This is a genomic window from Dankookia rubra (assembly GCF_004355005.1).
GTDB lineage: Bacteria > Pseudomonadota > Alphaproteobacteria > Acetobacterales > Acetobacteraceae > Paracraurococcus > Paracraurococcus ruber_A.
In genome coordinates, this window is the sequence record NZ_SMSJ01000017.1 from 1 (window position 1) to 24,039 (window position 24,039).

Sequence of the window (24,039 nt, forward strand, 5' to 3'; positions counted from 1 at the left end):
CGCGGCAGCCCGGCGGGCGCGAGGCTTGCGCGGGGCCGCCTCGGCGCCGTCGGCCTCGGGCGCTGCGCGGCGGGTGCGCGTGGCGCGGCGGCGCGGCGCGGGCTCCTCCCGCGTCGCCCCGTCGTCCTGCTGCGTGTCCTGCATCGCCGTCTCGTCGCCCTGCTCCGCCGCATCCTGCGCGGCGTGGGCTTCGCTCTGCGTGTCGCTGTCCTGCATCGGATCATGTCCCCAGTTCATCAGTGAATACCGCCAACGCGTGTGCTCGATCTCGCCGTCCGGTCGCTGCGCCAGGTGGCGGCGGACGTAGCCGACCACCTTGTGCAGGAAGGCCTCCTCCGCCTCCTCGCCTTCGAGGATCGCCAGGATCCGCCGGCCCGACTGGTGGCCGACCGCCTCGTGTTCGCCTTCGTGCGTCATGCCGACGCTGCGGCTTTCCTCGGTGTCCAGCCAGCGGCGCAGCGCCGCGGCATTCATGTTCACCAGGTCGCGGAAGGCCCGCGTCGCGTCCTCCTCGGATTCCGCCATGCCGTGTCCTTTCCCTTGATGCTGGTGCCGCGCCGCGGCGGCCTTGGCCGCGACATCCCGGGGCTGCGCCGAGAACTGCCGGCCCGCCGCCAGGTCGCGGCGCTTGGCGGCGGTGCTGCGGTCGTACTCGGCGGGGGAGAGCGCCTCGCGCGCCGCCTTCGGCAGGTAGCGCTCGCCGGTCTCGAGCGACTCGTGGCCGGAGCGCGTGCCCCAGTCTTCCCGCGTCCACTCCGCCAGGTGGTTGTCGGCCGCCTTCTTCCCGAGATAGCCGCCGCCGCGGCGCTTGTACTCGGCGGTGGCAAGCTGCGCCTTGCGCGCCGACCACTGGCCGGGCTCGCCGCCCTTGTCGCCCGCCGTGACTTCGGACTTCACGCTGTCCCAGAGCGCGGGATCGGATTTGCGCGCGACGCCGGCCATGCTGTTTCCCGTGTGTGGCGGTTGCGGCTGGCAACGTCACGACACGGCAAGCGTTCCCACGCGCCGCATGGCGACGCGCGCAAGTCGGAGTCAGGCGCTGGCGGCGATGCGCAGCGCGGCTTGCAGCGACTCGCCGGGCGCCAGCAGGGACAGGGGACCGAAGCGCGCGAAGTCCGGCCGGTTCGGCGCATCCGGCACATGGCTGACCGGCTCGACGCAGAGGATATGGCTGCCGGCCGGCGCGAAGACCTGCAGGTTGCCGGCCCAGGCGCCGCTGGCCCGCAGCTGCAGCGCCAGGTCGGGACGGACGATCTCCGCCACGCCGTCCCAGCCGGCGAAATGCGTGTCGAGCGCTTCGTAGGCGGGCTCGGCGCCATCGACGCCGGGGCTCGGCTGCGCGGCGATCGGCAGGCAGCGGGCATCGCGGGCGAAGAGCGTCGTCGCGGCGAAGCGCAGCCGCGTGCCCGGGGGCCTGGCGAAGAAGGGATGCCAGCCGCAGCCGAAGGGGAAGGGCTGCGCGCCGGCATTGGTCAGGCTGACGGCGAGGCGAAGTCCCGCCGCCTCCAGCGCCACCTCCAGCCGCGCCTGCCAGTGCCAGGGTACGCCGGCGGCCTCGGCATCGCCCTGCTGCTGTAGCACCGCATGCGCGGCACCCGATTCCGCCACCGTCCAGGCGGCGTCGCGCACCAGGCCGTGGATGGCGGTGGCATCGGCCGGGCGGTTGACCGGCAGGTGCCAGGTCGTGCCGCCGACCGGCAGCCGGCCCTCATCCAGCCGGTTGGTCCAGGGCGCCATCAGGAAGGCGCCGGCGAAGCTGGCATTCGGGTCGGCGCCGAGCGGCAGGGGCGTCAGCACCTCGATGCCGCGGAAGGCCAGCCTGGCGAAGGCGGCGCCCTGCCCGGGCAGCAGCATCGCCTCCCACCCTGCCGCGGCGAGTACCAGCCCGCCGGCGATGCGCGCGCCGTCCATCTCAGTCGAGGTCGAAGGCGTCGGGCGCCGAGGGCTTGCCGCGGGAATAGTCGATCGCGGTATAGCCGCCGCCCTGGTAGCGCTCGATCACCGGGTTGCCCGAGGTGATGTGGCCGACCTTGTCGCGGAAGCCCTCGGCCGTGTCCCGCGGCTGCCAGCCGATGCGGTCGCGGTGGTCACGGCCCCAGAAGCTGGCCGGGTTGTTCGAGCAGGCCCAGATCACGCAATGGCCGGAGCGCGGCGCGGTGACCGCGGCCTCGCAGAGCCGGACCAGGTCGGCGAAGGAGAGCCAGGTCGCCAGCATCCGCGCCTCGGCCGGTTCCGGGAAGCAGGAGCCGATGCGGAAGTTGACGTTCTCCACGCCGTGCTTGTCCCAGTAGGTGCGGCCCATGAGCTCGCCATAGGCCTTCGACAGCCCGTAGAAGCCGTCGGGCCGGAAGGCGCAGTCGACGTCGAGCTTCGCCGCGTTGCCCTGCGGGCGCTCATGGAAGCCGATCGCGTGGTTCGAGCTGGCGAAGATCACCCGCGCCCGTTCCCGCCGGGCTGCCTCGTAGACGTGGTAGAGGCCCTGGATGTTCGGGCCCAGCACGGTGCCGAAGGGCTGCTCCACGCTGATGCCGCCGAAATGCAGGATGGCGCCGCAGCCTTCCGCCAGCCGCAGCAGGCCGACGCCGTCGGCCAGGTCCATGCGGGTGAAGCTGGCGCGCTCAGGGACCGGGTCCGGGAAGGGCGCGATGTCGGTCAGCCGCAGGGTCCAGCCCAGGGCCGTGAGCTCCCGCGCCAGGACGCGGCCGAGATTGCCGGAGGCGCCGGTGAGGAGGACGGGCTTGGCGGGGGCTGCGGGCATCGGACTGGGCTCCTGGACGGGGCGCGCAGACTGCACCGGCACCGCGTCCGGGTGAAGGGCAGGCCCGGCCGCGGGACGGGATACGAAATTGCTGGCACCGACCCTGTCGCTTCCGACATTGTAGCGGAAGCCGCAACGACGGCGACAGGGAGCGTTTCGAATGGACCGTAGAGTATTGCTTGGCGCCGCCGGTGCCGCCGCCGCGCTGGCCGCGCCCGCCATCGCGCAGACCCAGAATCCTGAAATCCGCTGGCGCATGCCCAGTTCCTTCCCCCGCAACCTCGATGTGCTCTACGGCAGCTGCGAGAAGCTGAGCCAGCGCGTCGCGCAGCTGACCGACGGCAGGTTCCGCATCACCCCCTTCCCGGCCGGCGAGATCGTGCCGGCCTTGCAGGTGCTGGATTCGGTGCAGCAGGGCTCGGTCGAATGCGGCCATACCCCGGCGCTGTTCTACTACGGCAAGGAGACCGCGCTGGCCTTCTTTACCTGCGTGCCCTTCGGCATGAACCGCCGGCAGATGGCCGCCTGGATGCGCTACGGCGACGGGCAGAAGCTGGCGGAGGAGATGTTCGCCAACTTCAATTGCATCTTCATGAACTTCGGCGACACCGGAACCCAGATGGGCGGCTGGTTCCGGCGGGAGATGAAGACGCTCGAGGATGTCAAGGGGCTCAAGTTCCGCATCTCCGGCCTCGGCGGCCTGCTCTTCGAACGGCTTGGCGCGGTGCCGACCCAGATCGCACCGGGCGACATCTACCCGGCGCTGGAACGCGGCGTCATCGACGCCGCCGAGTTCATCGGCCCCTACGACGACGAGAAGCTGGGGCTGAACCGCATCGCCCGCTTCTACTATGCGCCGGGCTTCTGGGAGCCCTGCTCGATGGGCGGCTTTATCGCCAACAAGCAGGCCTGGGCGGCGCTGCCGGCGCAGTACCGCGCCGCGGTCGAGGTGGCGCTTGCCGAGATCGACACCGACCAGAATGCACGGTTCGACGCCTGGAACCCGCCGGCGCTGCGCCGGCTGATCGCCGGCGGCGCCCAGCTCCGCGCCTGGCCGCGCGAGATCCTGCAGGCCGCTTGGCGCGAGTCGCACGGGCTGTACGAGGACCTTTCGGCCAAGAACCCGAACTTCAAGAAGGTGTGGGAAAATTACCGGGCCTTCAGGAACGAGCAGTACCAGTGGTTCCGCGTTGCGGAGAACCCCTACGAGACCTTCGCCTTCGCCGAAGCCGCGCGGTCCTGAGCCGCGCCGCCCCGGGCGGTATCGCCCGGGGCATCGGCGGGCTAGCCTGCCGGCATCGTGCGCGACACCCCTGCCCCGCTCCCGCCAGCCCCGCCCGTCACCTTCAGCGAAGGCGAGGTGCGGCTGATCGTCATGGGGCTGATGCTGGCGCTGTTCCTTTCCAGCCTCGACCAGACCATCGTCGCCACCGCGCTCTCGACCATCGCCGGCGATCTCGGCGGCTGGTCGCTGATGCCCTGGGTGGTCAGCGCCTATCTCATCGCCTCCACCGTCACCACGCCGATCTATGGCCGGCTGTCCGACCTTTATGGCAGGCGGCCGGTGCTGCTGGCCTCGATCTCGCTCTTCGCGCTCGGCGCGGTGTGCTCGGCCCTCGCACCCAGCATGGGCGCGCTGGTCGCCGCGCGGGCGCTGCAGGGCCTCGGCGGCGGCGGGCTGCGCGCCATATCGCTCGCCGTGGTCGGCGACATCCTGCCGCCGCGGGAGCGCGGCCGGGTGCAGGGGTATCTCTCCGCCACCTTCGCCACGGCGAATATCGGCGGTCCGGTGCTGGGCGGACTCTTCGTCGAATACCTGTCCTGGCAATGGATCTTCTGGATCAACCTGCCGCTCGGCGCCGCCGCCTTCGCCGCGACCTACTTCCAGCTGCGCCGGCTGCCGCGGCCGAACAAGCGGCCGCGGATCGACTGGCTGGGGGCGCTGCTGATCCTGCTCTCCTGCACCCCGGTGCTGATCGGCATCACCCTGGTGCAGCGCGCCGGGCATTGGGCGGCACCGGAGGCCTGGGGCTGCTTCGCGCTGGGCGCCGTCTTCCTCGTCTGGCTGATCGCGCAGGAAAGGGTGGCGCCGCAGCCGATGCTGCCGCTGCACCTGTTCGGCAACGGCATCTTCCGCATGGCCATCGCGGTGACCGGCCTGGCGTCCATGGTGATGATGTCGCTGACCGTGCTGGTGCCGCTGCACTACCAGATGGTCGGCGGGCTCTCGGCCAAGGATGCCGGCCTGCGCATGATCGCCATGACGCTCGGCAGCGTCACCGGGAGCTTCCTGGCGGGGCAGGCGGTGACGAGGACCGGGCGCTACCGCTACCTGACGCTGATCGGCTCCTCCACCGCCACCGTCATGTGCCTGGCGATCGCCTGGGCCGGGCTCGGCCATTCGCTGGCGCTCGACACCGGCGCGACGCTGCTGCTCGGGCTGGCCTTCGGCTGCCAGTTCTCGCCCATCACCGTCACCATCCAGAATGCGGTGGATCCGCGCGACGGCGGCATCGCGGTGGCCTGCATGATGTTCTTCCGGCTGATGGGCGGCGCCTTCGGGGTGGCGATCCTCTCGGCCCTGCTGCTCGGGCGGCTGCCCGAACACGGCGCGGCGGCCGACCCGGCCGCGGCGGCGCGGGCCTTCTCCCTGGTCTTCCTGGCCGCCGCCGGCTTCGCCGCGCTCTGCCTGGTGGCGGCGCTGCGGCTGCGGGAGATCCCGCTGCGCGGCCGGGACTGATGCCGGGCGCACGAAGGTCATACCGCCGTGCCCCCCGGGCGCCGGGCGCGGTGCCTCCGCACGGCTTGGCTTCGCCCTATTGGCGGCGGGCGCCATTCGGCGCCTCGGCCCTGCGGGCCGGAACGTCGTGCGTCAGGTATCGGCGATGGCGGCGCGTTGCGCCGCGAGGCCAATACATTACACTCCATACACAAGAATCGTGAGGGAGCCATGTCCGCATGAACCGCCGGTCCATCCTCGGCGCGGCCGCCGCCGCCCCGGTGCTCGCCGCCCCCGCAATCGCCCAGACCCAGAACCCCGAGATCCGCTGGCGGCTGCAGTCGAGCTTCCCGAAGAACCTCGACATCCTGTTCTTCGGCGCCGAGACGATCAGCAAGCGCGTGGCGGAGCTGACCGACAACCGCTTCCAGATCCGCGCCTTCTCCGCCGGCGAGATCGCGCCGCCGCTGCAGGTGCTGGACGCGGTGCAGAACGGCACCATCGAATGCGGCCAGACCGCGCTGTACTACTACATCGGCAAGGACCCGGCGCTGAGCTTCTTCACCTCGATGCCCTTCGGCGGGAATTACCGCCAGCAGGGCGCCTGGATGAAGCGCGGCGGCGGCAACGAGCTCTGCGCCGAGATGCTGCGGGAGTTCAACTGCATCGGCTTCCTCTGCGGCGATACCGGCACGCAGATGGGTGGCTGGTTCAGGAACGAAGTGAAGTCGCTGGCCGACATGCAGGGGCTGAAGTTCCGCATCGCCGGCCTCGGCGGGCGGGTCTTCCAGCGGATCGGCGCGGTGCCGACCCTGGTCCCGGCCTCCGACATCTACCCCGCGCTCGAGCGCGGCACGATCGACGCGGCGGAGTTCGTCGGGCCCTACGACGACGAGAAGCTCGGCTTCCAGCGCGTGGCGAAATACTACTACGGGCCGGGCTTCTGGGAGCCCTGCGCCCGCGGCCACCTGGTGATCGGCCAGAAGGCCTGGGACCCGCTGCCGGACGCCTACAAGTCGGCCATCCAGGTCGCCTGCATCGAGACCGAGCTGGAGATGGTCGCCCGCTACGACCACCAGAACCCGCTGGCGCTGCGCCGACTGGTCGCCGCAGGCGCCCAGCTGCGGGCCTGGCCGCGCGACGTGCTGCAGGCCTCGTGGAAGGCCACGCATGAGATGATCGAGGAAATGGCCGCCAAGGACGCGCGGTTCAAGCGGATCTGGGAGAGCTACAAGCCCTACCGCGACGACCAATTCCAGTGGGCCCGCATCGCCGACAACGCCTACGACAACTTCGCCTTCACCGCGGCGGCGCGGTAGCCCGCGCCGCGAAGGCCCGGTCCAGCGCCTGCCACATCGGCTTGCGCCGGCCCTCGGCGTCCAGCGGCAGGCCACGATGCATGCCTCCATCCTTGCGGGCGACATCCTTGTCCGTCGCCAGCCAGCTGTCCTTGTCGGACAGGCCCCAGGTCAGCACGGTGCGGCAGCCTTCCGCCAGCGCAGTGCCGACCACCGCTTCGACCCGCGCCGCCACCAGCGCATCCCGCGCCGCGAGGTCGGGCGGCACCGCCGCCGCCTCCCGCACGTCGAGCTCGGTCAGCAGGATCGCCAGGCCGAGCCCCCGCACCTCCCGCAGGAAGGCGGCGAAGGGCTCCGGCCGGAAGGGCTCGTCCATGATCAGGTGCGCCTGGATGCCCAGCGCATCCACCGGCACCCGCGCCGCCACCATCCGCCGCAGCAGCCGCAGCACGCGCTGGCGCTTCTCCTCGGCGAAGGGCGTGTCGCCCTCGATCCCATAGTCGTTGTAGGTCAGCCGCAGGGTGCGGTCGCGCTCGCGTGCCAGCTGGAAGGCAAGGTCGACATAGCCGGGGCCGAGTGCGCGCAGCCAGGGCGTGTCGCGCAGGTCGCCGACCGCCGGCGTCGGCTCGGCGAAGGGGCCGCCGGCATTCGCCACCGCCTCGTTCACCACGTCCCAGTCGCGGATCACCCGGGCGGTGCGGGACAGCACGGCGTCGACATGCGCAGCGAGCAGCGCGCGGGCACGGGCCGGCCCTTCCGCCAGCGCCGCGGCCAGCCAGTCCGGCATCGCCTGGTGCCAGACCAGGGCATGGCCGCGCACCTGCTGGGCGTTGCGGGCGGCGAAATCCAGCACGGCGCCGAGCGGGGCGAAGTCGAACCGCCCTTCCTCCGGCTGCAGCGCCGCCCACTTGCCTTCCCATTCCGGGACCAGGAGCCGCGGCTCGCTCGCCATCTGGCGGGCATAGGCCGCGTCGGCCATCCGGCCGGTGTTGAAGGCCGCGCCGAACAGGATGCCATGCGCCCGGGCCCGGGCGCCGAGGCCAAGGGAAGACTGGGCCGCGGCACCGCGGGCCAGCACGGCGGCCCCTGCGCCGGCGAGGAGGGAGCGGCGGCGCGGGCGCAGCGTCAGGCGGCCCGGGCCAGGGCGGGGGCGGGGGCGGTCACCTGCCGCAGCGAAGCGCGGAAGCGGTCGCGCCGCCAGCACAGCAGCCGCCAGGCGCCGCGCGCCGCGAGCACCGAGAGCCGGCCGCGCGGCTCCAGCCCGATCGACTTGAACACCATGCCCATGCCGCGTTCGATATGCCGGAAGCGGTAGAAATTCATCGCGCGGCCCATGTAGCCGGCAATGCAGCGGTCATGGCTGTAGGGGGTGGCGGGATCCTCGTTCGAGCAGTGGAAGGCGAAGGCGAGTTCGTCGTCCTCCGACTCGCCGATCCGCCCGGCGGCCACCTTCAGCCGCTGCAGGAAGGACAGGTCCTCCCGCGCCAGGTAGCGTTTCATGTGGTCGTAGAAGAGCTTGAAGTGGCGGTACTCGTCGGCGGCGATCAGCCGGCAGACCTCCTTCAGCACAGGCTCCTCGGTCGCCTCAGCGAGCGCCGTGTAGTAGCTGCTGGTCCCGGTCTCGACCATGCAGCGGGCGATCAGCTCCCCGGTGCGGGACCCGCGGATGGAGGCATCGGCGTTGATGTCGATCTTGTAGCCGGCGCGATAGCGGCCAAAGGCCTCGGCATAGTTCCAGCCCGGATCGGCCAGCTCTCCCCAGCGTCCCAGCGCGTCGCCGTGCTGGATCTCCTCCACCGCCCAGTTCTCGGCGGCCCGGTGGAAGTCCGGGTCGTCGCAGAAGACGCCCTTGAGGTACAAGGCATAATCGTCGCCGTTGCGCTCGACCATCGCCGCCGCCTTGACCAGGGGCACGATCTCCGGGTCCAGCTTCGACGGATCGAAGCGATCCCAGCTCACCTGCTCGACACGCCAGTGCTTCATGCTGTCCCCACGGCCCGATGCGGGCCGGCCAACCCCCGTTGTCCCGCGACGGCATCCTGCCGCGCAGCGTCACGGCCCGCCGCGCGGCGCCACGGCAACGTCGCGGTGCCCCCCATGTTCGCCAAGCCGGCAGCGGTTTCAACCCACGTGGCGCCCCGGACACAGCGTTGCCAGCAAAAAAGCCTCACTGTGGCGGAATCGCTATGCCTTTGATACGAAAAGGGCCGGGGCGCTGCCGCCCCGGCCCGGTCCGTTCAAGGATACGGAGCGGCTCAGGCCGCCTGGGCGGCATCCAGCATGGCGCGGGCCGCCAGGACGCGCTCGAGCGCCGCGTCGCGCCTCGCCTCGGCATCCGTCGGCGAGACCTCCTTCAGCGCCGCCTCGGCCTCGGCGATGCGGCGTTCCGCATCGGCGCGGGACAGGTTGGCCAGCGGCGTCGCCTCGTCCGCCAGCACGGTGACGCGCTCCGGCGAGACCTCGGCGAAGCCGCCGCCGACGAAGAGCCTCTCGGTCTCCGCGCCATTCTCCCGGACGCGGATCACGCCGCCGCGCAGCGTCACGATCATCGGCGAATGGCCGGGCAGCACGCCCATCTCGCCTTCGGCGGCGGGGATGGTCGCCATCTCGACCTGGCGGGAGAGCAGCAGCTTCTCCGGCGAGACGAGTTCGAGCAGGAAGGTGGCCATGTCCTAGGGGTCCTTACAGCCAGATCCGCCGGCGACGCGGGCTTCGGCCCGCGCCGAGGCCGCTTCTGCGGCCCGCCGGAAATCCGGCGCGAGCCAAGGCCGCGGATGCGGCCGCCCGGCGCTTGAGGGCACCAGAAAGGTCAAGGCTGCCGCTTACGCGGCGGCCTTGAGCGTCTCGCCCTTCTTCACCGCTTCCTCGATCGTGCCGACCATGTAGAAGGCGGCTTCCGGCAGGTGGTCGTATTCGCCGGAGGTGATCGCGGCGAAGCTGCGGATGGTGTCCTCCAACTTCACGAAGACGCCCGGGGTGCCGGTGAAGACCTCAGCCACGTGGAAGGGCTGGCTGAGGAAGCGCTGGATCTTGCGGGCGCGCGCGACGACCAGCTTGTCCTCCTCGGACAGCTCGTCCATCCCGAGGATGGCGATGATGTCCTGCAGCGACTTGTAGGTCTGCAGGATGCGCTGCACCTCGCGGGCGACGCGGTAGTGCTCCTCGCCCACGATCCGCGGGTCGAGCGCGCGGGAGGTGCTGTCCAGCGGGTCGACGGCCGGGAAGATGCCGAGCTCGGCGATCGAGCGGTTCAGCGTGGTGGTCGCGTCGAGGTGGGCGAAGGAGGTCGCGGGCGCCGGGTCGGTCAGGTCGTCGGCCGGCACGTAGATCGCCTGCACCGAGGTGATCGAGCCCTTCTTCGTCGACGTGATGCGCTCCTGCAGCGCGCCCATGTCGGTGGCGAGCGTCGGCTGATAGCCCACCGCCGAGGGGATGCGGCCGAGCAGCGCCGAAACTTCGGCGCCCGCCTGGGTGAAGCGGAAGATGTTGTCGATGAAGAAGAGCACGTCCTGGCCCTGCTCGTCACGGAAGTACTCCGCGACGGAAAGGCCGGAGAGCGCGACGCGGGCGCGGGCGCCCGGCGGCTCGTTCATCTGGCCGTAGACCAGCGCCACCTTGGAGCCTTCGGTATTGCCCTCGCCGAGCTTGATGACGCCGGCATCGACCATCTCGTGGTAGAGGTCGTTGCCCTCGCGGGTGCGCTCGCCCACGCCGGCGAAGACCGAGACGCCGCCATGGCCCTTGGCGATGTTGTTGATCAGCTCCTGGATGGTCACGGTCTTGCCGACGCCGGCGCCGCCGAACAGGCCGATCTTGCCGCCCTTGATGTAGGGTGCCAGCAGGTCGATGACCTTGATGCCGGTGACGAGGATCTCGGCCGCGGTGGCCTGTTCCTCGAAGGCCGGGGCCTCCCGGTGGATAGTATAGGTCTTCTCGGCCGGGACCGGACCGCGCTCGTCGATCGGCTGGCCGATGACGTTCATGATGCGGCCGAGCGTGCCGTTGCCGACCGGGACGGAGATGCCGGCGCCGCTGTCGACCACTTCCTGGCCGCGGACAAGGCCGTCGGTCATGTCCATGGCGATGCAGCGGACCGTGCGCTCACCCAGGTGCTGCGCGACCTCGAGGACCAGCGTGTTGTCGCCGTTCTTCGTGGTCAGCGCGTTCAGGATGGCCGGCAGCTCGCCGGGGAACTGCACGTCCACCACGGCGCCGAGAACCTGGGCGATCTGCCCGACATTGTTCTTCATCGTGCGATTCCCTCTAGAGAGCCTCGGCCCCGGAGATGATCTCGATCAGCTCACGCGTGATATTGGCCTGGCGCGTACGGTTGTAGTTGAGCGTCAGCCGGTTGATCATGTCGCCGGCGTTGCGCGTCGCATTGTCCATCGCGGTCATCTGGCTGCCATAGAACCCCGCGGTGCTTTCCAGCACGGCGCGATAGATCTGGATGGCCAGGTTCCGCGGCAACAGCGAGGCAAGGATGGCTTCCTCGTCCGGCTCGTAGTCATAGAGCGCCTGCGGGCCGGTCGCGGCCGCCGCCTGGCCTTCCGGCAGCGGCGCCGGGATCAGCCGCTGTTCCGTCGGGATCTGGCTGATCACGTTCTGGAAGCGGTTGTAGACCAGCGAGCAGACGTCGAACTCGCCGGCCTCCAGCATCTCGGTCACCCGGACCGCGACGCTCTCGGCATCGGAGAACTCGATCCGCTTCTTGCCCATGAAGCTGATCTCGCCGGCGAAGCGGCTGGCGAATTCGCGCTTCAGGTAGGAGGCACCCTTGCGGCCCACCGTCAGGATCTTCACCACCTTGCCCTCGGCCTCGAGCGCCCGGATCCGGGCGCGGGCGAGGCGCCCGACATTGGTGTTGAAGCCGCCGGCAAGGCCGCGGTCGGCGGTGACGACCACCAGCAGGTGGACCCGGTCGGCGCCGGTGCCGACCAGCATCTGCGGCGCGCCCGGGGTCGCCGCCACCGCCGCGCCGAGGGAGGCGAGGATCGCCTCCATCCGCTCGGCATAGGGGCGTGCCGCCTCGGCCTGCGCCTGCGCGCGGCGGAGCTTCGCCGCCGCCACCATCTTCATCGCCTGCGTGATCTTCCGCGTGTTCTTCACGCTGTTGATCCGCATGCGCAGATCCTTGAGGCTCGCCATCGGCTAGTCCCTTCCGCTGACGGCCTTCAGGCCGCGAAGGACTTGGCGAAGCCGTCGAGGAAGGCGACCAGCTTGTCCTCGGTCGGCTTCTTGATCTCGCGGTCGCTGCGGATCGCGTCCAGGATCTCGGGCGCCGCCGACTTCAGCTCGCCCAGCATCCGGCTCTCGAAGGCGCCGACCGAGTTCACCGGGATGCGGTCGAGGTAGCCGCGGGTGCCGGCGAAGATCGACACCACCTGCTCCTCGACCGGCACCGGCTTGAACTGCGGCTGCTTCAGCAGCTCGGTCAGCCGCGCGCCGCGGGCCAGCAGCGCCTGGGTCGAGGCGTCGAGGTCCGAGGAGAACTGCGCGAAGGCGGCCATCTCGCGGTACTGCGCGAGCTCCAGCTTGATCTTGCCGGCGACCTGCTTCATCGCCTTGATCTGCGCCGAGGAGCCGACGCGCGAGACCGAGAGGCCGACGTTCACCGCCGGGCGGATGCCTTTGAAGAACAGCTCGGTCTCAAGGAAGATCTGGCCGTCGGTGATGCTGATGACGTTGGTCGGGATATAGGCCGAGACGTCGCCCGCCTGGGTCTCGATCACCGGCAGCGCGGTCAGCGAGCCATTGCCGAAATCGTCGTTCATCTTCGCCGCGCGCTCGAGCAGGCGCGAGTGCAGGTAGAAGACGTCGCCCGGATAGGCCTCGCGGCCCGGCGGGCGGCGCAGCAGCAGCGACATCTGGCGGTAGGCGACGGCCTGCTTCGACAGGTCGTCGTAGAAGATGACCGCGTGCATGCCGTTGTCGCGGAAATACTCGCCCATGGTGCAGCCGGTGTACGGCGCCAGGAACTGCATCGGCGCCGGGTCGGAGGCGGTGGCGGCGACGATGATCGAGTACTCGAGCGCGCCGTTCTCCTCCAGCGTGCGGACCAGCTGGGCGACGGTGGAGCGCTTCTGGCCGACCGCGACGTAGATCGTATAGAGCTTCTTGCTCTCGTCGGTCCCGGCGTTGATCGGCTTCTGGTTGATGATGGTGTCGATGATGACGGCGGTCTTGCCGGTCTGGCGATCGCCGATCACCAGCTCGCGCTGGCCGCGGCCGATCGGGATCAGGGCATCGATCGCCTTGATGCCGGTCTGCATCGGCTCGTGCACCGACTTGCGCGGGATGATGCCGGGGGCCTTCACCTCGACGCGCATGCGCGTCACGTCGGTGAGCGGGCCCTTGCCGTCGATCGGGTTGCCGAGGCCGTCGACAACGCGTCCCAGCAGGCCGCGGCCGGCAGGCACGTCGACGATGTCGCCGGTGCGCTGGACGGTGTCGCCTTCCTTGACGCCGCGGTCGTCGCCGAAGATCACGATGCCGACGTTGTCGTGCTCGAGGTTCAGCGCCATGCCCTTGATGCCGGCGCTGGGAAAGAGCACCAGCTCGCCGGCCATCACGTTCTGCAGGCCGTACACGCGGGCGATGCCGTCGCCGACCGTCAGCACGGTGCCGACTTCGGCCACATTCGCCTCGGTGTCGAAGCCAGCGATCTGCTGCTTCAGGATTTCCGAGATCTCGGCGGGACGAATGTCCATGGTCAGGCGGCCCCCTTCATAGCGTACTGCAGGCGCTGCAGCTTGGATTTGATGCTGTTGTCATAGAGCCGGGAGCCGATCCGCAGGATCAGCCCGCCGAGGATCGAAGGATCCACCTGCTCGGAGAGTTTGACGCCGGAGAACCCGGCCTCGGTCAGCCGCGCGCTGATCTGCGCGCGCTGCGTGTCGTTCAGCGGATGCGCGCTGGTGACTTGCGCGAGCTGCTGGCCGCGGCGCGCCGCGAGCAGCGAGCCGAAGGCCTCCGCGACCTCGGGCAGCTGCCCGAGCCGGCGGTTGGCGATCAGCACGCCCACCAGGTTGCGGACCTCGCCGCCGATGCCGGCACGGTCGAGGATGGCGAAGGCGCCCTTCTTCTGCGACACGCTGTCGAGCCGTGGGTCGGCGACGAAGGCGCGGAAGCCCTCGTCGTCGCGCCACAGCGCGAAGAGGCGGTCGAGGTCGGCGGCGATGCGGTCCATGGTCCCCGGATCCGTCTGGCGACGGTCATCCGCGAGGCCCAGCAAGGCGAGCGCATAGCGCCCGGCCAGGCCGGAAGGGTTGGACGCAGAGGCGGAAATGGTCTCGGCGGAGGCCACGGGCTTTCCCGGTCCTGTTCCTGAAGGTGCGCGTGCGCGGGTCCGCCACCAGGCTTCCGTCCGGCGCGGCGCGAGCGCTTTACCATGGGGTTCACGCCCCCGCAATCTGGCCCGGGCCGGTCAATTCGATCCCCGCCGAAGCGGGGAAAGCCCCGGCCGTGTCAGGCTTCGCCGCGAATCGTGGCCGCAACGGGTGAAGGGATCGACGAAAGATGGCGCGGCGGACGGGGATCTTCTTCGGCTGGCAGGTCGTCGCGGCCGCCTTCGTCGTGGCGGTGTTCAGCTGGGGCATCAATTTCTACGGCCCCTCGGTCTACCTGCATGCCCTGCATGCGCGGGAGGGCTGGCCGCTGTCCCTGATCTCGGCGGCGATCACCCTGCATTTCCTGGCCAGCGGCGCGATCGTCACCGGGCTGCCGGGGCTGCACCGGCGCTTCGGGCTGGTGGCGGTCACCCGCGCCGGGCTGCTGGCCTGCGCCGCGGGCGCCCTGGCCTGGGGCCATGCGACCTCGCCCTGGCAGATGGTGCCGGCGGCGCTGCTCACCGCGCTCGGCTGGGCGCTGACCAGCGGGGTCGCGATCAATGCCATGGTGGCGCCCTGGTTCGACCGCCGCCGCGGCGCCGCGCTCTCCATGGCCTTCAACGGCGCCAGCTTCGGCGGGGTGCTGTTCACCCCCTTCTGGGCGGCACTGATCGCCGCCTGCGGATTCGCCGGCGCCTCGGCCTGGGTGGCGCTGCTGGTGGCGGCCGCTGGCTGGGTCCTGGCCGGCCGCTGGCTCGGGGCCACGCCGCAGGCGCTCGGGCTGCACCCGGACGGTGCGGCGGGGCCGCCGGCGCCGCGGCCGCTGGCCGCCCCGGCCGGGCCCCTGTGGCGGCAGGGGCCGTTCCGCAGCCTGTCGCTGGCCTTCGCGCTCGGCCTCGTCGCGCAGATGGGGCTGCTGACCACGCTGTTCTCCATCCTGGCCCCGGCGCTGGGGGAGGCCGGGGCGGGGCTGGCGATGAGCCTGGCGACCGCCTGCGCGGTGGTCGGGCGGACCGTGGTGGGCGTCGCCCTGCCGCCGGGGCTCGACCGGCGGCTCGCCGGCAGCGCCAATTTCCTGCTGCAGGCGGCGGGCTGCCTGGTGCTGGTCCTGGCCGGGGACGCCGCGGCGGTGCTGGTCGCGGGGGTGCTGATCTTCGGCCTCGGCATCGGCAACCTGCTGTCGCTGCCGCCGCTGATCGCCCAGGCGGAATGGCCGGCCGAGCAGGTGGCCGCCGTGCTCGCGCTGCTGACCGCGGTGAACCAGGCCTTCTACGCCTTCGGCCCGGCGATCTTCGGCGCGGCGCTGCAGGGCTGGGGCGCCGCGGCGCCGCCGGCCCTGGCGGCGGGGCTGCAAATGGTGGCGGCCTGGGTGCTGGTGACGGGCCGGCGGCGCGCCAACTGAACGCGGTTCACAGGAACCCCACCGGGTCCACGTCCACCTGCACCCGGACATGGTTCGGCACCGGCACCCGCGCCAGCCATTCCCTGAGGATCGGCTGCACCGCGATGTCGCGCCGGGTCTTCAGCAGCAGCCGGCGGCGATGCCGGCCGCGCAGCAGGGCGAGCGGCGCGGGCGCCGGGCCCAGCACCTGCACCCCCTCCCCGCCCGGCGCCGCCAGGCCGAGGTCGCGCGCCGTGCGGTCGGCCTCCCGCTCCTCCTCGGCCGAGACGATCAGCGCCGCCAGCCGGCCAAAGGGCGGCCAGTGCCCGGGCCGGCGCATCGCCGCCTCCTCCTGCATGAAGGCGGCCAGGTCGCCGGAGATCAGCGCCTGCATCACCGGGTGCTCGGGCGAGAAGCTCTGCAGCAGCACCCGGCCCGGCGCCTCGGCCCGGCCGGCGCGGCCGGCGACCTGGTGCAGTAACTGGACCGTGCGCTCCGCTGCCCTCAAATCGCCACCGGCAAGGCCGAGATCGGCATCGACCACGCCGACCAGCGTGAGGTGCGGAAAATGCCAGCCCTTTGCGACGATCTGCGTGCCGATGATCAGGTCCACCTCGCGGTCCTGGATGGCCCGCGCCGCCTCGGCCGCCGCCGCGGGGCCCGGCAGGGTATCGGAGGCCATGACCAGCCGCCTTGCGTCAGGCCAAAGCGCGTTGGCTTCCTCCATGACACGCTCCACCCCGGGACCGACCGCCGTCAGGCTGTTGGCGGTCCCGCATTCCGGGCATTCGGCGGGAGGTGGTTCGGCATGGCCGCAATGGTGGCACTGCAGCAGGCGCTTGGCGCGGTGCTCCACCAGCCAGGCCGTGCAATTCGGGCAGCGCATCCGGTGGCCGCAATGCCGGCAGAGCGTCAGCGGCGCATAGCCCCGGCGATTGAGGAAGAGCATGGCCTGCTCCCCCCGCTCGATCGTCGCCGTCACCGCCTCCACCAGCGGCGGCGCCAGGAAGCGGCCGCGCTCCGGCGGGGTGCGGCGCAGGTCGACGACCTCGACCACCGGCAGGCTGGCGCCGCCATGGCGTTCCGGCAGGTCGAGCGCCGTGTAGCGTCCGGCCTCGACATTGGTCAGGCTCTCGAGGCTCGGCGTGGCGGAAACCAGCACGCAGGCGGCCTGGGAGAGCCGGGCGCGGACCACCGCCATGTCGCGGGCGTGGTAGACCACGCCTTCCTCCTGCTTGAAGGCGGTCTCGTGCTCCTCGTCGACCACGATCAGGCCGAGATCGGGGAAGGGCAGGAAGAGCGCGCTGCGGGCGCCGACGACGACCGGCGCCTCGCCTTCCGCCACCGCCCGCCAGGTGTCGCGCCGGGTGCGGGAGGTGATCTCCGAATGCCACAAGGCCGGCGCCACGCCGAAGCGGGCCTCGAAGCGTTCCAGCCATTGGGTGGACAGCGCGATCTCCGGCAGCAGCACCAGCGCCTGGCGGCCGCGGGCCAGGCATTCGGCGACCGCGTCGAGATAGACCTCGGTCTTGCCGGAGCCGGTGACGCCGGTCAGCAGGGTCACCCCGAAGCGCTGCGCCGCCACGCGGTTCCGCAGCGCGGCGCCGGCGGCGGCCTGGGCGGGTCCCAGCGCCGGGCCGGGATGGCTCGGGTCCGGCCTGGCGAAGCGGCGGTTGCGCGGCAGCAGGGCCGGGCGCAGCAGCCCGTTCTCCGCCATGCCGCGCAGCACGCCGAGCGAGACCCCGGCGGCCTGGGCCAGCAGGGCGCCGGCATGGACCTCTCCGGCTCGCAGCACGTCCAGCACCCGCTGGCGTTCCGGGGTGATCCGCGGCCGGCTGTTGCCGGGCGGCGCCAGGGTCCAGCCGGCCTGCGGCGCCGGGGCTTCCAGCGCCGCCGGCACGCTCATCGCCATCCGCAGCACGGCGCCGGGCGGGCTGAGCGTATAGGCCGCGACCCAGTCGATGAAGCGTCGCAGGCTGGCGGTCATCGGCGGCGCCGGCAGCACGCTGGCGACCGGCTTCAACCGGCGGTCGGGGACCGGATTGGCTTCCGGCACCTCCGGCGCGTCCCAGACCACCCCCAATACTTCTCTTTGGTTGAGCGGAACGGACACGAATTCCCCTGGACGGAGTGCCATGGGAGCAGGCACTGCATAGTCGTAAGCCCCGGCCAGCGGCAGGGGCAGCATAACGGGTACGCGTGGCCTGCCAGACACGGTGGGCGTGTCTTTCATACCGCGGTGCTTTCCCGGATGGGTGAGCATCGGCTATCCTGGTTCAGAAAAAGGGCGTGTCCCCCCGCGGTGGCCTTCACCGTTACGCCCGACATTATAAGGTTATCCCGGCCATGAAATTCTTCGTGGACACCGCCGAGGTGTCGGAGATCCGGTCGCTTGCCGAAGCAGGCCTGGTCGACGGCGTCACCACCAACCCGAGCCTGATCGCCAAGTCCGGCCGCAGGATGGCCGAGGTGATCGCCGAGATCTGCGCCCTCACCCCGGGCCCGGTTTCCGCCGAGGTCACCGCGACCGAATACGACAGCATGCTGGCCGAGGGCCGGTACCTGCGCGAGATCGCCCCCAACGTCTGCGTCAAGGTGCCGCTGACCGAGGCCGGCCTGCGGACCTGCCGCGCCCTTTCCGCCGATGGCACCCTGGTCAACGTCACGCTCTGCTTCTCCCCTGCCCAGGCGCTGCTGGCCGCCAAGTCCGGCGCCACCTTCATCTCGCCCTTCGTCGGCCGCCTCGACGACATCGCCTACGATGGAATGCAGTTGATCGCCGACATCCTGAAAATATACCGCAACTACCCGCACATTAAGACAGAAGTCCTTGTGGCGTCCATCCGCCACCCGGTTCACCTGGTCGAGGCTGCCAAGCTCGGCGCCGAGGTGGCGACGCTGCCGCCCGCCGTCATCCGTCAGTTGCTCAAGCACCCGCTGACCGACAGTGGCCTCGCCGCCTTCCTCGCCGATTGGCGCAAGACGGGCCAGAGCATCCTGTGACCGCGACCCTGCCCGGCGCCAGCGCCGAGACGGTGGCCGCGACGGACCTGCCCTCGGCGGATGCGGTGGCTGCCTTCCTGCAGGCGCACCCGGAATTCCTGGCGGAACGGCCGGAACTCTACCGCACGCTGTCGCCGCCGCGCCGGGTGCATGGCGAGCGCATCGCCGACCACATGGCGGCGATGCTGACGGCCGAGCGCCGCCGGGTCCGCAGCCTCGAGGCGGAGGTGGATGCCGCCGTCACCGCCGGCCGCGCCGGCTATGGCCTGACCATCCGCGTCCGGCTCGCGGTGCTCGCCCTGATGCGCAGCACCGACGTGATCGAGACGGTGACGCAGGAACTGCCCGCCCTGCTGGGGATCGAGACCTGCAACCTGCTGAGCGAGAAGCCCGACCGCCGCGGCATGGTCTACCTGCCCCGCGGCACGGTCGCCCGGCTGATGGGGCCGGGCCGCGACGCGGTGGTCCGCGCCACGCCGACGGAATGCGAGACCCTGCACGAGGAGGCCGCCTCGCTCGTCGCCCGCGATGCCCTGGTGCGGGTGCCGGTCTGGACCGGGACGCCGACCATCCTGACCCTCGGGGCGCGCGACCCGCATGCCCTGCCGGCCCGGCAGGCGACCGCCACGCTCGCCTTCCTCGGCCGCGCGGTGGCGGCGGCACTGGCGCGCTGACACCAGGCGCGGCATGACCGGCGCCGAGGCGCGCGCCCGCTACCTCGACTGGCTGGCGCGCGAGCGGCGCGCCGCGGCCAATACGGTCGAGGCCTATGGCCGCGACCTCGGCGACTTCCTCGGCTTCCTCGCCGGCCACCTCGGCGAGGAGCCGGGGCTCGAAGCCCTGGCCGGGCTGCGCGCGGCCGACCTGCGGGCCTTCCTCGCCGCCCGGGCGGCGTCCGGGGCCGGCGCCGCCACCCGGGCCCGGCAGCTCGCCGCCATCCGCGGCTTCCTGCGCTTCCTGGCGAAAAACTCGGGCATCGAGCCGATCGCGCTCGCCAATATCCGCGGCCCGCGGCTGAAGCCGCCGGTGCCGCGCGCCCTGACCGCCGGCCAGGCGCTGGAGGCCGCGGCCAAGGTCGGCGAGGTGCACGACCCCGCTCGCGCCGAGCGGCCGGCCGAGCAGGCCGCCCGCGACATCGCGCTCTTCACCCTGCTCTATGGCTGCGGCCTGCGGATCGCCGAGGCGCTGTCGCTGGATGTCCGCGACGCGCCCCTGCCCGGCGGCGGCTCCGGCCTGCGGGTCACCGGCAAGGGGGCCAAGCAGCGGCTGGTGCCGGTGCTGCCGGCGGTGCGGCAGGCGATCGCCGACTACCTCGCCCTGCGGCCCGGCGCGGTACCGGGCGAGCCGCTGTTCCTCGGCGCCCGCGGTGCCCGGCTGGACCCGGCGGTGGCGCAGAAGTCGCTGCGCGACTACCGCCGCCTGGCCGGCCTGCCGGAGCATGCGACGCCGCATGCCCTGCGGCACTCCTTCGCCACCCACCTGCTGGGCGGCGGGGCGGACCTGCGGGCGATCCAGGAATTGCTGGGCCATGCCAGCCTGTCCACTACCCAACGCTACACCGCGGTGGATGCGGCGGGGTTGCTGGCGACCTGGAAGAAGGCGCATCCGCGGGCGGATTGAGGCCGGGGGGACGGCATTCTCCCCGGCCCCCTCATCCGTTCTTCCGGGTCGGCACTCGCCGCGCGGCGAGCGCCGAACCCGCGGAAAGGAAGGCCGGGGCCTGGGGAGGGATTGCCTTTCCCTCCCCAACCTCGTTTCCCAAAGGGCTCAGGCCGCGACCTGCCCCCGGTTCAGCCGCCACATCGCCAGGTTCAGGACGCCGGCGAAGCTGACCCAGGCGAGGTAGGGCGCCATCAGCCAGGCCGCAGTGCTGCTGTGCAGGGTGAAGGCCAGGATCGTCGCCAGGATCGCCAGCCAGAGCGCCGAAAGCTCGACAAAGGCCAGGTCCATCCGCTTGAGGCCGAAGAAGATCCAGGACCAGGCGGCGTTCAGCACCAGCTGCGCGAACCACAGCGTCAGCGCCAGCGGCGCGCCGGAGAAGCCGGCCTCCCGCCAGACCAGCCAGGCGGCCACGGCCATCAGGATGTAGAGCACCGCCCAGGCCGGCGGGAACAGCCAGTTCGGCGGCCGCCAGGACGGCTTGGCCAGGGACTCGTACCAGGGGCCCGGCTTGAAGAAGGCGCCGGTCGAGGCCGCCAGGAAGCAGGCGCCGAGAAAGCCGAGCAGGCCGAGGGTCGTTGTCAGGTCCATCCCCGCCAGATGGCCCGTGGCCGGGACGGTGTCGAGAGGGCGCCGCCGCTGCGCTCTCTGGCCGATCCCGGTGCCGCCGACTATGTTGGCGCCGACCCCGGCTTGACCACAAAAGGAATGCCCGATGCGCGACGGCAACCAGACCGGCTATGCGCCTAAGCCCACCCCGGGCGTCACGCCCGACCAGCGGATCGAGGTCACCTCGCGCAGCGTGCCCTGCGACGGCGAGGTCGGGGTCGGCGGCCTCGGCCATCCGCGGGTCTGGCTGCCGATGGCGACCGGCGAGAACCAGGTGACCTGTCCTTACTGCTCCATCACCTACGTGCTGAAGCCCGGCACGGGGGATGACGGCCATCACTGAGGAGGCGGCCCCGGAGGCCGGCCGGCCGCGCGGGAACGCGATGGCCGGGGCGGCCGCCGCGGCGGAAGCCGTGCCCGTCACCCCGCCCGGGGCGAAGCACCTCGTCCTCATCGACGGCTCCGGCTACATCTTCCGCGCCTTCCATGCCCTGCCGCCGATGACGCGGCCGGACGGCACGCCGGTGAATGCCGTCTTCGGCTTCACCCAGATGCTGAGCCGCTTCCTGACCGACCATCGCGGCAGCCACCTGGCGGTGGTCTTCGACGCCAGCCGGGTGACCTTCCGCAACGAGTTCTACCCCGCCTACAAGGCGCACCGGCCCGACCCGCCGCCCGAGCTGGTCCCGCAATTCGCCCTGATCCGCGAGGCGACCGAGGCCTTCGGCGTCGCCCAGGTGGAACTGCCGGGCTTCGAGGCGGACGACATGATCGCCGCCTATGCGAAGCACTTCGCGGCGCAGGGCGGCGAGGTCACCATCGTCTCCTCCGACAAGGACCTGATGCAGCTCGTGCGCCCCGGCGTGCAGATGCTCGACCCGATCAAGCAGAAGCCGATCCGCGAGCCCGAGGTCTTCGAGAAATTCGGCGTCGCCCCGGACAAGGTGGTGGACGTCCAGGCCCTGGCCGGCGACCCGACCGACAACGTCCCCGGCGTGCCGGGCATCGGCATCAAGACCGCGGCGCAGCTCATCGGCGAGTACGGCGACCTCGAGGGCCTGCTGGCCAATACGGCGAAGATCAAGCAGCCGAAGCGGCGCGAGGCGCTGGAGCAGAATGCCGAGAAGGCGCGCATCTCGAAGCGCCTGGTGACGCTCGACGAGAACGCCCCGCTGACCCTGGCGATCGAGGCGCTGGAGGTCCGCCCGCCGGAGCCCGCGGCACTGACCAAGTTCCTGCAGGCGCAGGGCTTCCGCAGCGTCGTCGCCCGGATGGGATTGGGCGAGGCGGCCGGCGATGCGGGGACGCGGGCGCGCAACAGCGCCGTCGCCGCGCATGCCGCCGCCCAGGCGGCGGCGCCGGCGGCCGATCCCGGCACGACGCCCTATGGGAATTACGACTGTGTCACCACGATCGAGGCGCTGCGGGGCTGGATCGCCGAGGCCACCAGGGCCGGCGTGGTCGCGCTGGATACCGAGACCGACAGCCTGAACGCGCTGCGGGCCAACCTCGTCGGCGTGTGTCTCGCCACCGCGCCCGGCCGCGCCTGCTACATCCCGCTGCGGCACGTGGCCTCCGGCGGCACCCAGGGCGACATGCTGGCCGTGCCCGAGGCCGCGCCGCCGCAGATCCCCTTCGACGAGGCCATGGCCGCGCTGCGCCCGCTGCTGACCGACCGCAGCGTGCTGAAGGTGCTGCAGCACGCCAAGTACGATCTCGAGGTGCTCTGCCGCGCCGAGAATGGCGGCATCGCGGTCGCGCCGGTCGACGACACCATGCTGATCTCCTACGCGATGGAGGCCGGCAAGCACGGGCACGGGATGGACGAGCTTTCCGTCCTGCACCTCGGCCACAAGCCGATCTCCTTCGACGAGGTGACCGGCACCGGCCGCGCCCGGATCAGCTTCGCCCAGGTCGCGCTGGACAAGGCGACCGCCTATGCCGCCGAGGATGCCGACGTCACCCTGCGGCTCTGGCACCTGCTGAAGCCGCGGCTGCGGGAGGACGGCTCGCTCGCGCTCTACGAGCAGGTCGAGCGCCGCATGGTCCCGGTGCTGCGCGACATGGAGATCGCCGGCATCAAGGTGGACGGCACCGAGCTGGCCCGCATCGGCGAGGATTTCGTCCAGCGCATGGCGCAGCTGGAGAAGCAGATCCACGAACTCGCCGGCAGGCCGTTCAACATCGGCTCGCCGAAGCAGCTCGGCGAGATCCTGTTCGACGAGATGAAGCTGCCGGGGGGCCGGCGCAGCAAGGCGACCGGCGCCTGGGGGACCGACGCCGCCGTGCTCGAGGAGGTCGCCACCCAGGGCAGCAACATCGGCGCCGTGCTGGCCCGCACCGTGCTCGACTGGCGGCAGCTCTCGAAGCTGAAATCGACCTATGTCGATGGCCTCGCCGCGGCGATCGACCCGCGCGACGGCCGCGTCCACACCGACTTCTCCATGGCCAATACCAGCACCGGCCGCCTCGCCTCCACCGAGCCGAACCTGCAGAACATCCCGGTCCGCAGCGCCGAGGGCCAGCGCATCCGCCAGGCCTTCGTCGCCGAGCCGGGCCATGTGCTGATGTCGGCCGACTACAGCCAGATCGAGCTGCGGCTGCTGGCACACCTGGCCGACGTTCCGGCCCTGCGCGAGGCCTTCGCCACCGGCCAGGACATCCACAGCCGGACCGCCGCCGACATCTTCCATCTGCCCCCCGACGCGGTGGACAAGGAAGCCCGGCGCCGCGCCAAGACCATCAATTTCGGCATCATCTACGGCATGTCGGCCTTCGGGCTGGCGGGCCGGCTCGGCATCGGGCCGGGCGAGGCGAAGGGCATCATCGACGCCTATTTCGCCCAGTATCCCGGCATCCGCGACGCGATGGAACGGCTGAAGGAGGAAGCCCGGCTGCAGGGCTACGTCTCGACCTCCTTCGGCCGCAAGCTCTGGATCCCCGATATCGGCGCGAAGGACATGGTCCGCCGCGCCGGCGCCGAGCGCGCCGCGATCAACGCCCCCTTCCAGGGCGGCGCGGCGGAGGTCATCAAGCGCGCGATGGTCCGGGTGCCTGGCGCGCTGCGGCAGGCCGGCCTCGCGGCGCGGATGCTGCTGCAGGTGCACGACGAGCTGGTCTTCGAGGTCCCGGAGGCGGAGGTCGATCAGACCTCGTCCCTGGTCCGCTCGGTGATGGAGGGCGTCGTCACGCTGCGCGTGCCGCTGGCGGTCGAGGTCGGCACCGGGCGGAGCTGGGCCGAGGCGCACTGACAGGGTCGGGGCGGACACAGCGTTTCCCCCGGG

At 71.4% G+C, this 24,039-nt stretch carries 21 protein-coding genes; 9 read left to right on the plus strand and 12 right to left on the minus strand.

Annotation, left to right across the window (positions count from 1 at the left end):
* The 3 genes from E2C06_RS39385 to E2C06_RS14610 form a co-directional block, all read right to left on the minus strand.
* On the minus strand, positions 1-942 hold a 942-nt coding region (locus E2C06_RS39385), incomplete at its 3' end, for a DUF3140 domain-containing protein (protein WP_241671287.1).
* Between the two features lie 90 nt (positions 943-1,032).
* Complete coding sequence (locus E2C06_RS14605; protein WP_133289348.1) at positions 1,033-1,911, minus strand: aldose epimerase family protein; 879 nt, start codon at positions 1,909-1,911, stop codon at positions 1,033-1,035.
* Between the two features lies 1 nt (position 1,912).
* Positions 1,913-2,758 (minus strand): NAD-dependent epimerase/dehydratase family protein, encoded by an 846-nt coding sequence (locus E2C06_RS14610; RefSeq protein ID WP_133289349.1) that lies wholly within the window; start codon positions 2,756-2,758, stop codon positions 1,913-1,915.
* A gap of 160 nt (positions 2,759-2,918) precedes the next feature.
* On the opposite strand from E2C06_RS14610, the gene E2C06_RS14615 reads away from it, so the two are divergent.
* The 3 genes from E2C06_RS14615 to E2C06_RS14625 all read left to right on the plus strand — a co-directional run bounded on the left by E2C06_RS14615 (position 2,919) and on the right by E2C06_RS14625 (position 6,796).
* A complete protein-coding gene (locus tag E2C06_RS14615) occupies positions 2,919-4,001 on the plus strand; it encodes a TRAP transporter substrate-binding protein (RefSeq protein ID WP_133289350.1) in 1,083 nt (360 codons plus the stop codon).
* Between the two features lie 57 nt (positions 4,002-4,058).
* Positions 4,059-5,498, plus strand: a complete 1,440-nt coding sequence (locus E2C06_RS14620) for an MDR family MFS transporter (RefSeq protein ID WP_133289351.1) — start codon at positions 4,059-4,061, stop codon at positions 5,496-5,498.
* 218 nt (positions 5,499-5,716) lie between these two features.
* Positions 5,717-6,796, plus strand: coding sequence for a TRAP transporter substrate-binding protein (locus E2C06_RS14625; protein WP_133289352.1), 1,080 nt, complete (start codon positions 5,717-5,719; stop codon positions 6,794-6,796).
* Here the strand turns inward: E2C06_RS14625 and E2C06_RS14630 are convergent.
* The 7 genes from E2C06_RS14630 to atpH all read right to left on the minus strand — a co-directional run bounded on the left by E2C06_RS14630 (position 6,777) and on the right by atpH (position 14,081).
* On the minus strand, positions 6,777-7,853 hold the full coding sequence (locus E2C06_RS14630; RefSeq protein WP_241671288.1) for an endo-1,4-beta-xylanase: 1,077 nt from the start codon (positions 7,851-7,853) through the stop codon (positions 6,777-6,779). The two genes, E2C06_RS14625 and E2C06_RS14630, sit on opposite strands and share 20 nt — an antisense overlap.
* Before the next feature lie 47 nt (positions 7,854-7,900).
* A complete protein-coding gene (locus tag E2C06_RS14635; RefSeq protein WP_133289353.1) occupies positions 7,901-8,758 on the minus strand; it encodes a ferritin family protein in 858 nt (285 codons plus the stop codon).
* 272 nt (positions 8,759-9,030) lie between these two features.
* Positions 9,031-9,444 carry an ATP synthase F1 subunit epsilon gene (gene atpC, locus E2C06_RS14640; protein WP_133289354.1) on the minus strand — a complete coding sequence of 138 codons (414 nt, stop codon included), beginning with the start codon at positions 9,442-9,444 and terminating at the stop codon, positions 9,031-9,033.
* 153 nt (positions 9,445-9,597) lie between these two features.
* Complete coding sequence (gene atpD, locus E2C06_RS14645; protein ID WP_133289355.1) at positions 9,598-11,025, minus strand: F0F1 ATP synthase subunit beta; 1,428 nt, start codon at positions 11,023-11,025, stop codon at positions 9,598-9,600.
* A 13-nt stretch (positions 11,026-11,038) separates the two neighbouring features.
* Complete coding sequence (locus tag E2C06_RS14650) at positions 11,039-11,923, minus strand: F0F1 ATP synthase subunit gamma (RefSeq protein ID WP_133289356.1); 885 nt, start codon at positions 11,921-11,923, stop codon at positions 11,039-11,041.
* Positions 11,924-11,949: 26 nt separating this feature from the next.
* Positions 11,950-13,485: a F0F1 ATP synthase subunit alpha gene (atpA, locus tag E2C06_RS14655; protein WP_133289357.1), complete on the minus strand. Its 1,536-nt coding sequence runs from the start codon at positions 13,483-13,485 to the stop codon at positions 11,950-11,952.
* A 2-nt stretch (positions 13,486-13,487) separates the two neighbouring features.
* Positions 13,488-14,081, minus strand: coding sequence for an ATP synthase F1 subunit delta (gene atpH, locus E2C06_RS14660; RefSeq protein ID WP_133289358.1), 594 nt, complete (start codon positions 14,079-14,081; stop codon positions 13,488-13,490).
* Positions 14,082-14,293: 212 nt separating this feature from the next.
* Between atpH and E2C06_RS14665 the strand changes: the two genes are divergently transcribed.
* Positions 14,294-15,505, plus strand: coding sequence for an MFS transporter (locus E2C06_RS14665; RefSeq protein ID WP_133289359.1), 1,212 nt, complete (start codon positions 14,294-14,296; stop codon positions 15,503-15,505).
* Positions 15,506-15,512: 7 nt separating this feature from the next.
* On the opposite strand, the gene E2C06_RS14670 is transcribed toward E2C06_RS14665, so the two are convergent.
* Complete coding sequence (locus tag E2C06_RS14670) at positions 15,513-17,747, minus strand: primosomal protein N' (RefSeq protein WP_456305181.1); 2,235 nt, start codon at positions 17,745-17,747, stop codon at positions 15,513-15,515.
* Positions 17,748-17,830: 83 nt separating this feature from the next.
* Between E2C06_RS14670 and fsa the strand changes: the two genes are divergently transcribed.
* Genes fsa through E2C06_RS14685 form a run of 3 tightly spaced genes read left to right on the plus strand, consistent with a single transcriptional unit; the run spans position 17,831 to position 20,107 of the window.
* On the plus strand, positions 17,831-18,487 hold the full coding sequence (fsa, locus tag E2C06_RS14675; RefSeq protein WP_133289361.1) for a fructose-6-phosphate aldolase: 657 nt from the start codon (positions 17,831-17,833) through the stop codon (positions 18,485-18,487).
* A complete protein-coding gene (locus E2C06_RS14680) occupies positions 18,484-19,161 on the plus strand; it encodes a DUF484 family protein (RefSeq protein ID WP_165982398.1) in 678 nt (225 codons plus the stop codon). Before fsa ends, E2C06_RS14680 begins: the two co-directional genes overlap by 4 nt.
* Before the next feature lie 13 nt (positions 19,162-19,174).
* The gene (locus tag E2C06_RS14685; RefSeq protein ID WP_133289363.1) at positions 19,175-20,107 is read left to right on the plus strand and encodes a tyrosine recombinase XerC; all 933 of its coding nucleotides are present in this window, start codon (positions 19,175-19,177) and stop codon (positions 20,105-20,107) included.
* A 147-nt stretch (positions 20,108-20,254) separates the two neighbouring features.
* On the opposite strand, the gene E2C06_RS14690 is transcribed toward E2C06_RS14685, so the two are convergent.
* A complete protein-coding gene (locus tag E2C06_RS14690; protein WP_133289364.1) occupies positions 20,255-20,737 on the minus strand; it encodes a TspO/MBR family protein in 483 nt (160 codons plus the stop codon).
* Positions 20,738-20,861: 124 nt separating this feature from the next.
* On the opposite strand from E2C06_RS14690, the gene E2C06_RS14695 reads away from it, so the two are divergent.
* A complete protein-coding gene (locus E2C06_RS14695; RefSeq protein ID WP_133289365.1) occupies positions 20,862-21,098 on the plus strand; it encodes a zinc-finger domain-containing protein in 237 nt (78 codons plus the stop codon).
* A gap of 40 nt (positions 21,099-21,138) precedes the next feature.
* Complete coding sequence (polA, locus tag E2C06_RS14700) at positions 21,139-24,006, plus strand: DNA polymerase I (protein ID WP_133289439.1); 2,868 nt, start codon at positions 21,139-21,141, stop codon at positions 24,004-24,006.
* The last annotated feature ends 33 nt before the right edge of the window (positions 24,007-24,039 follow it).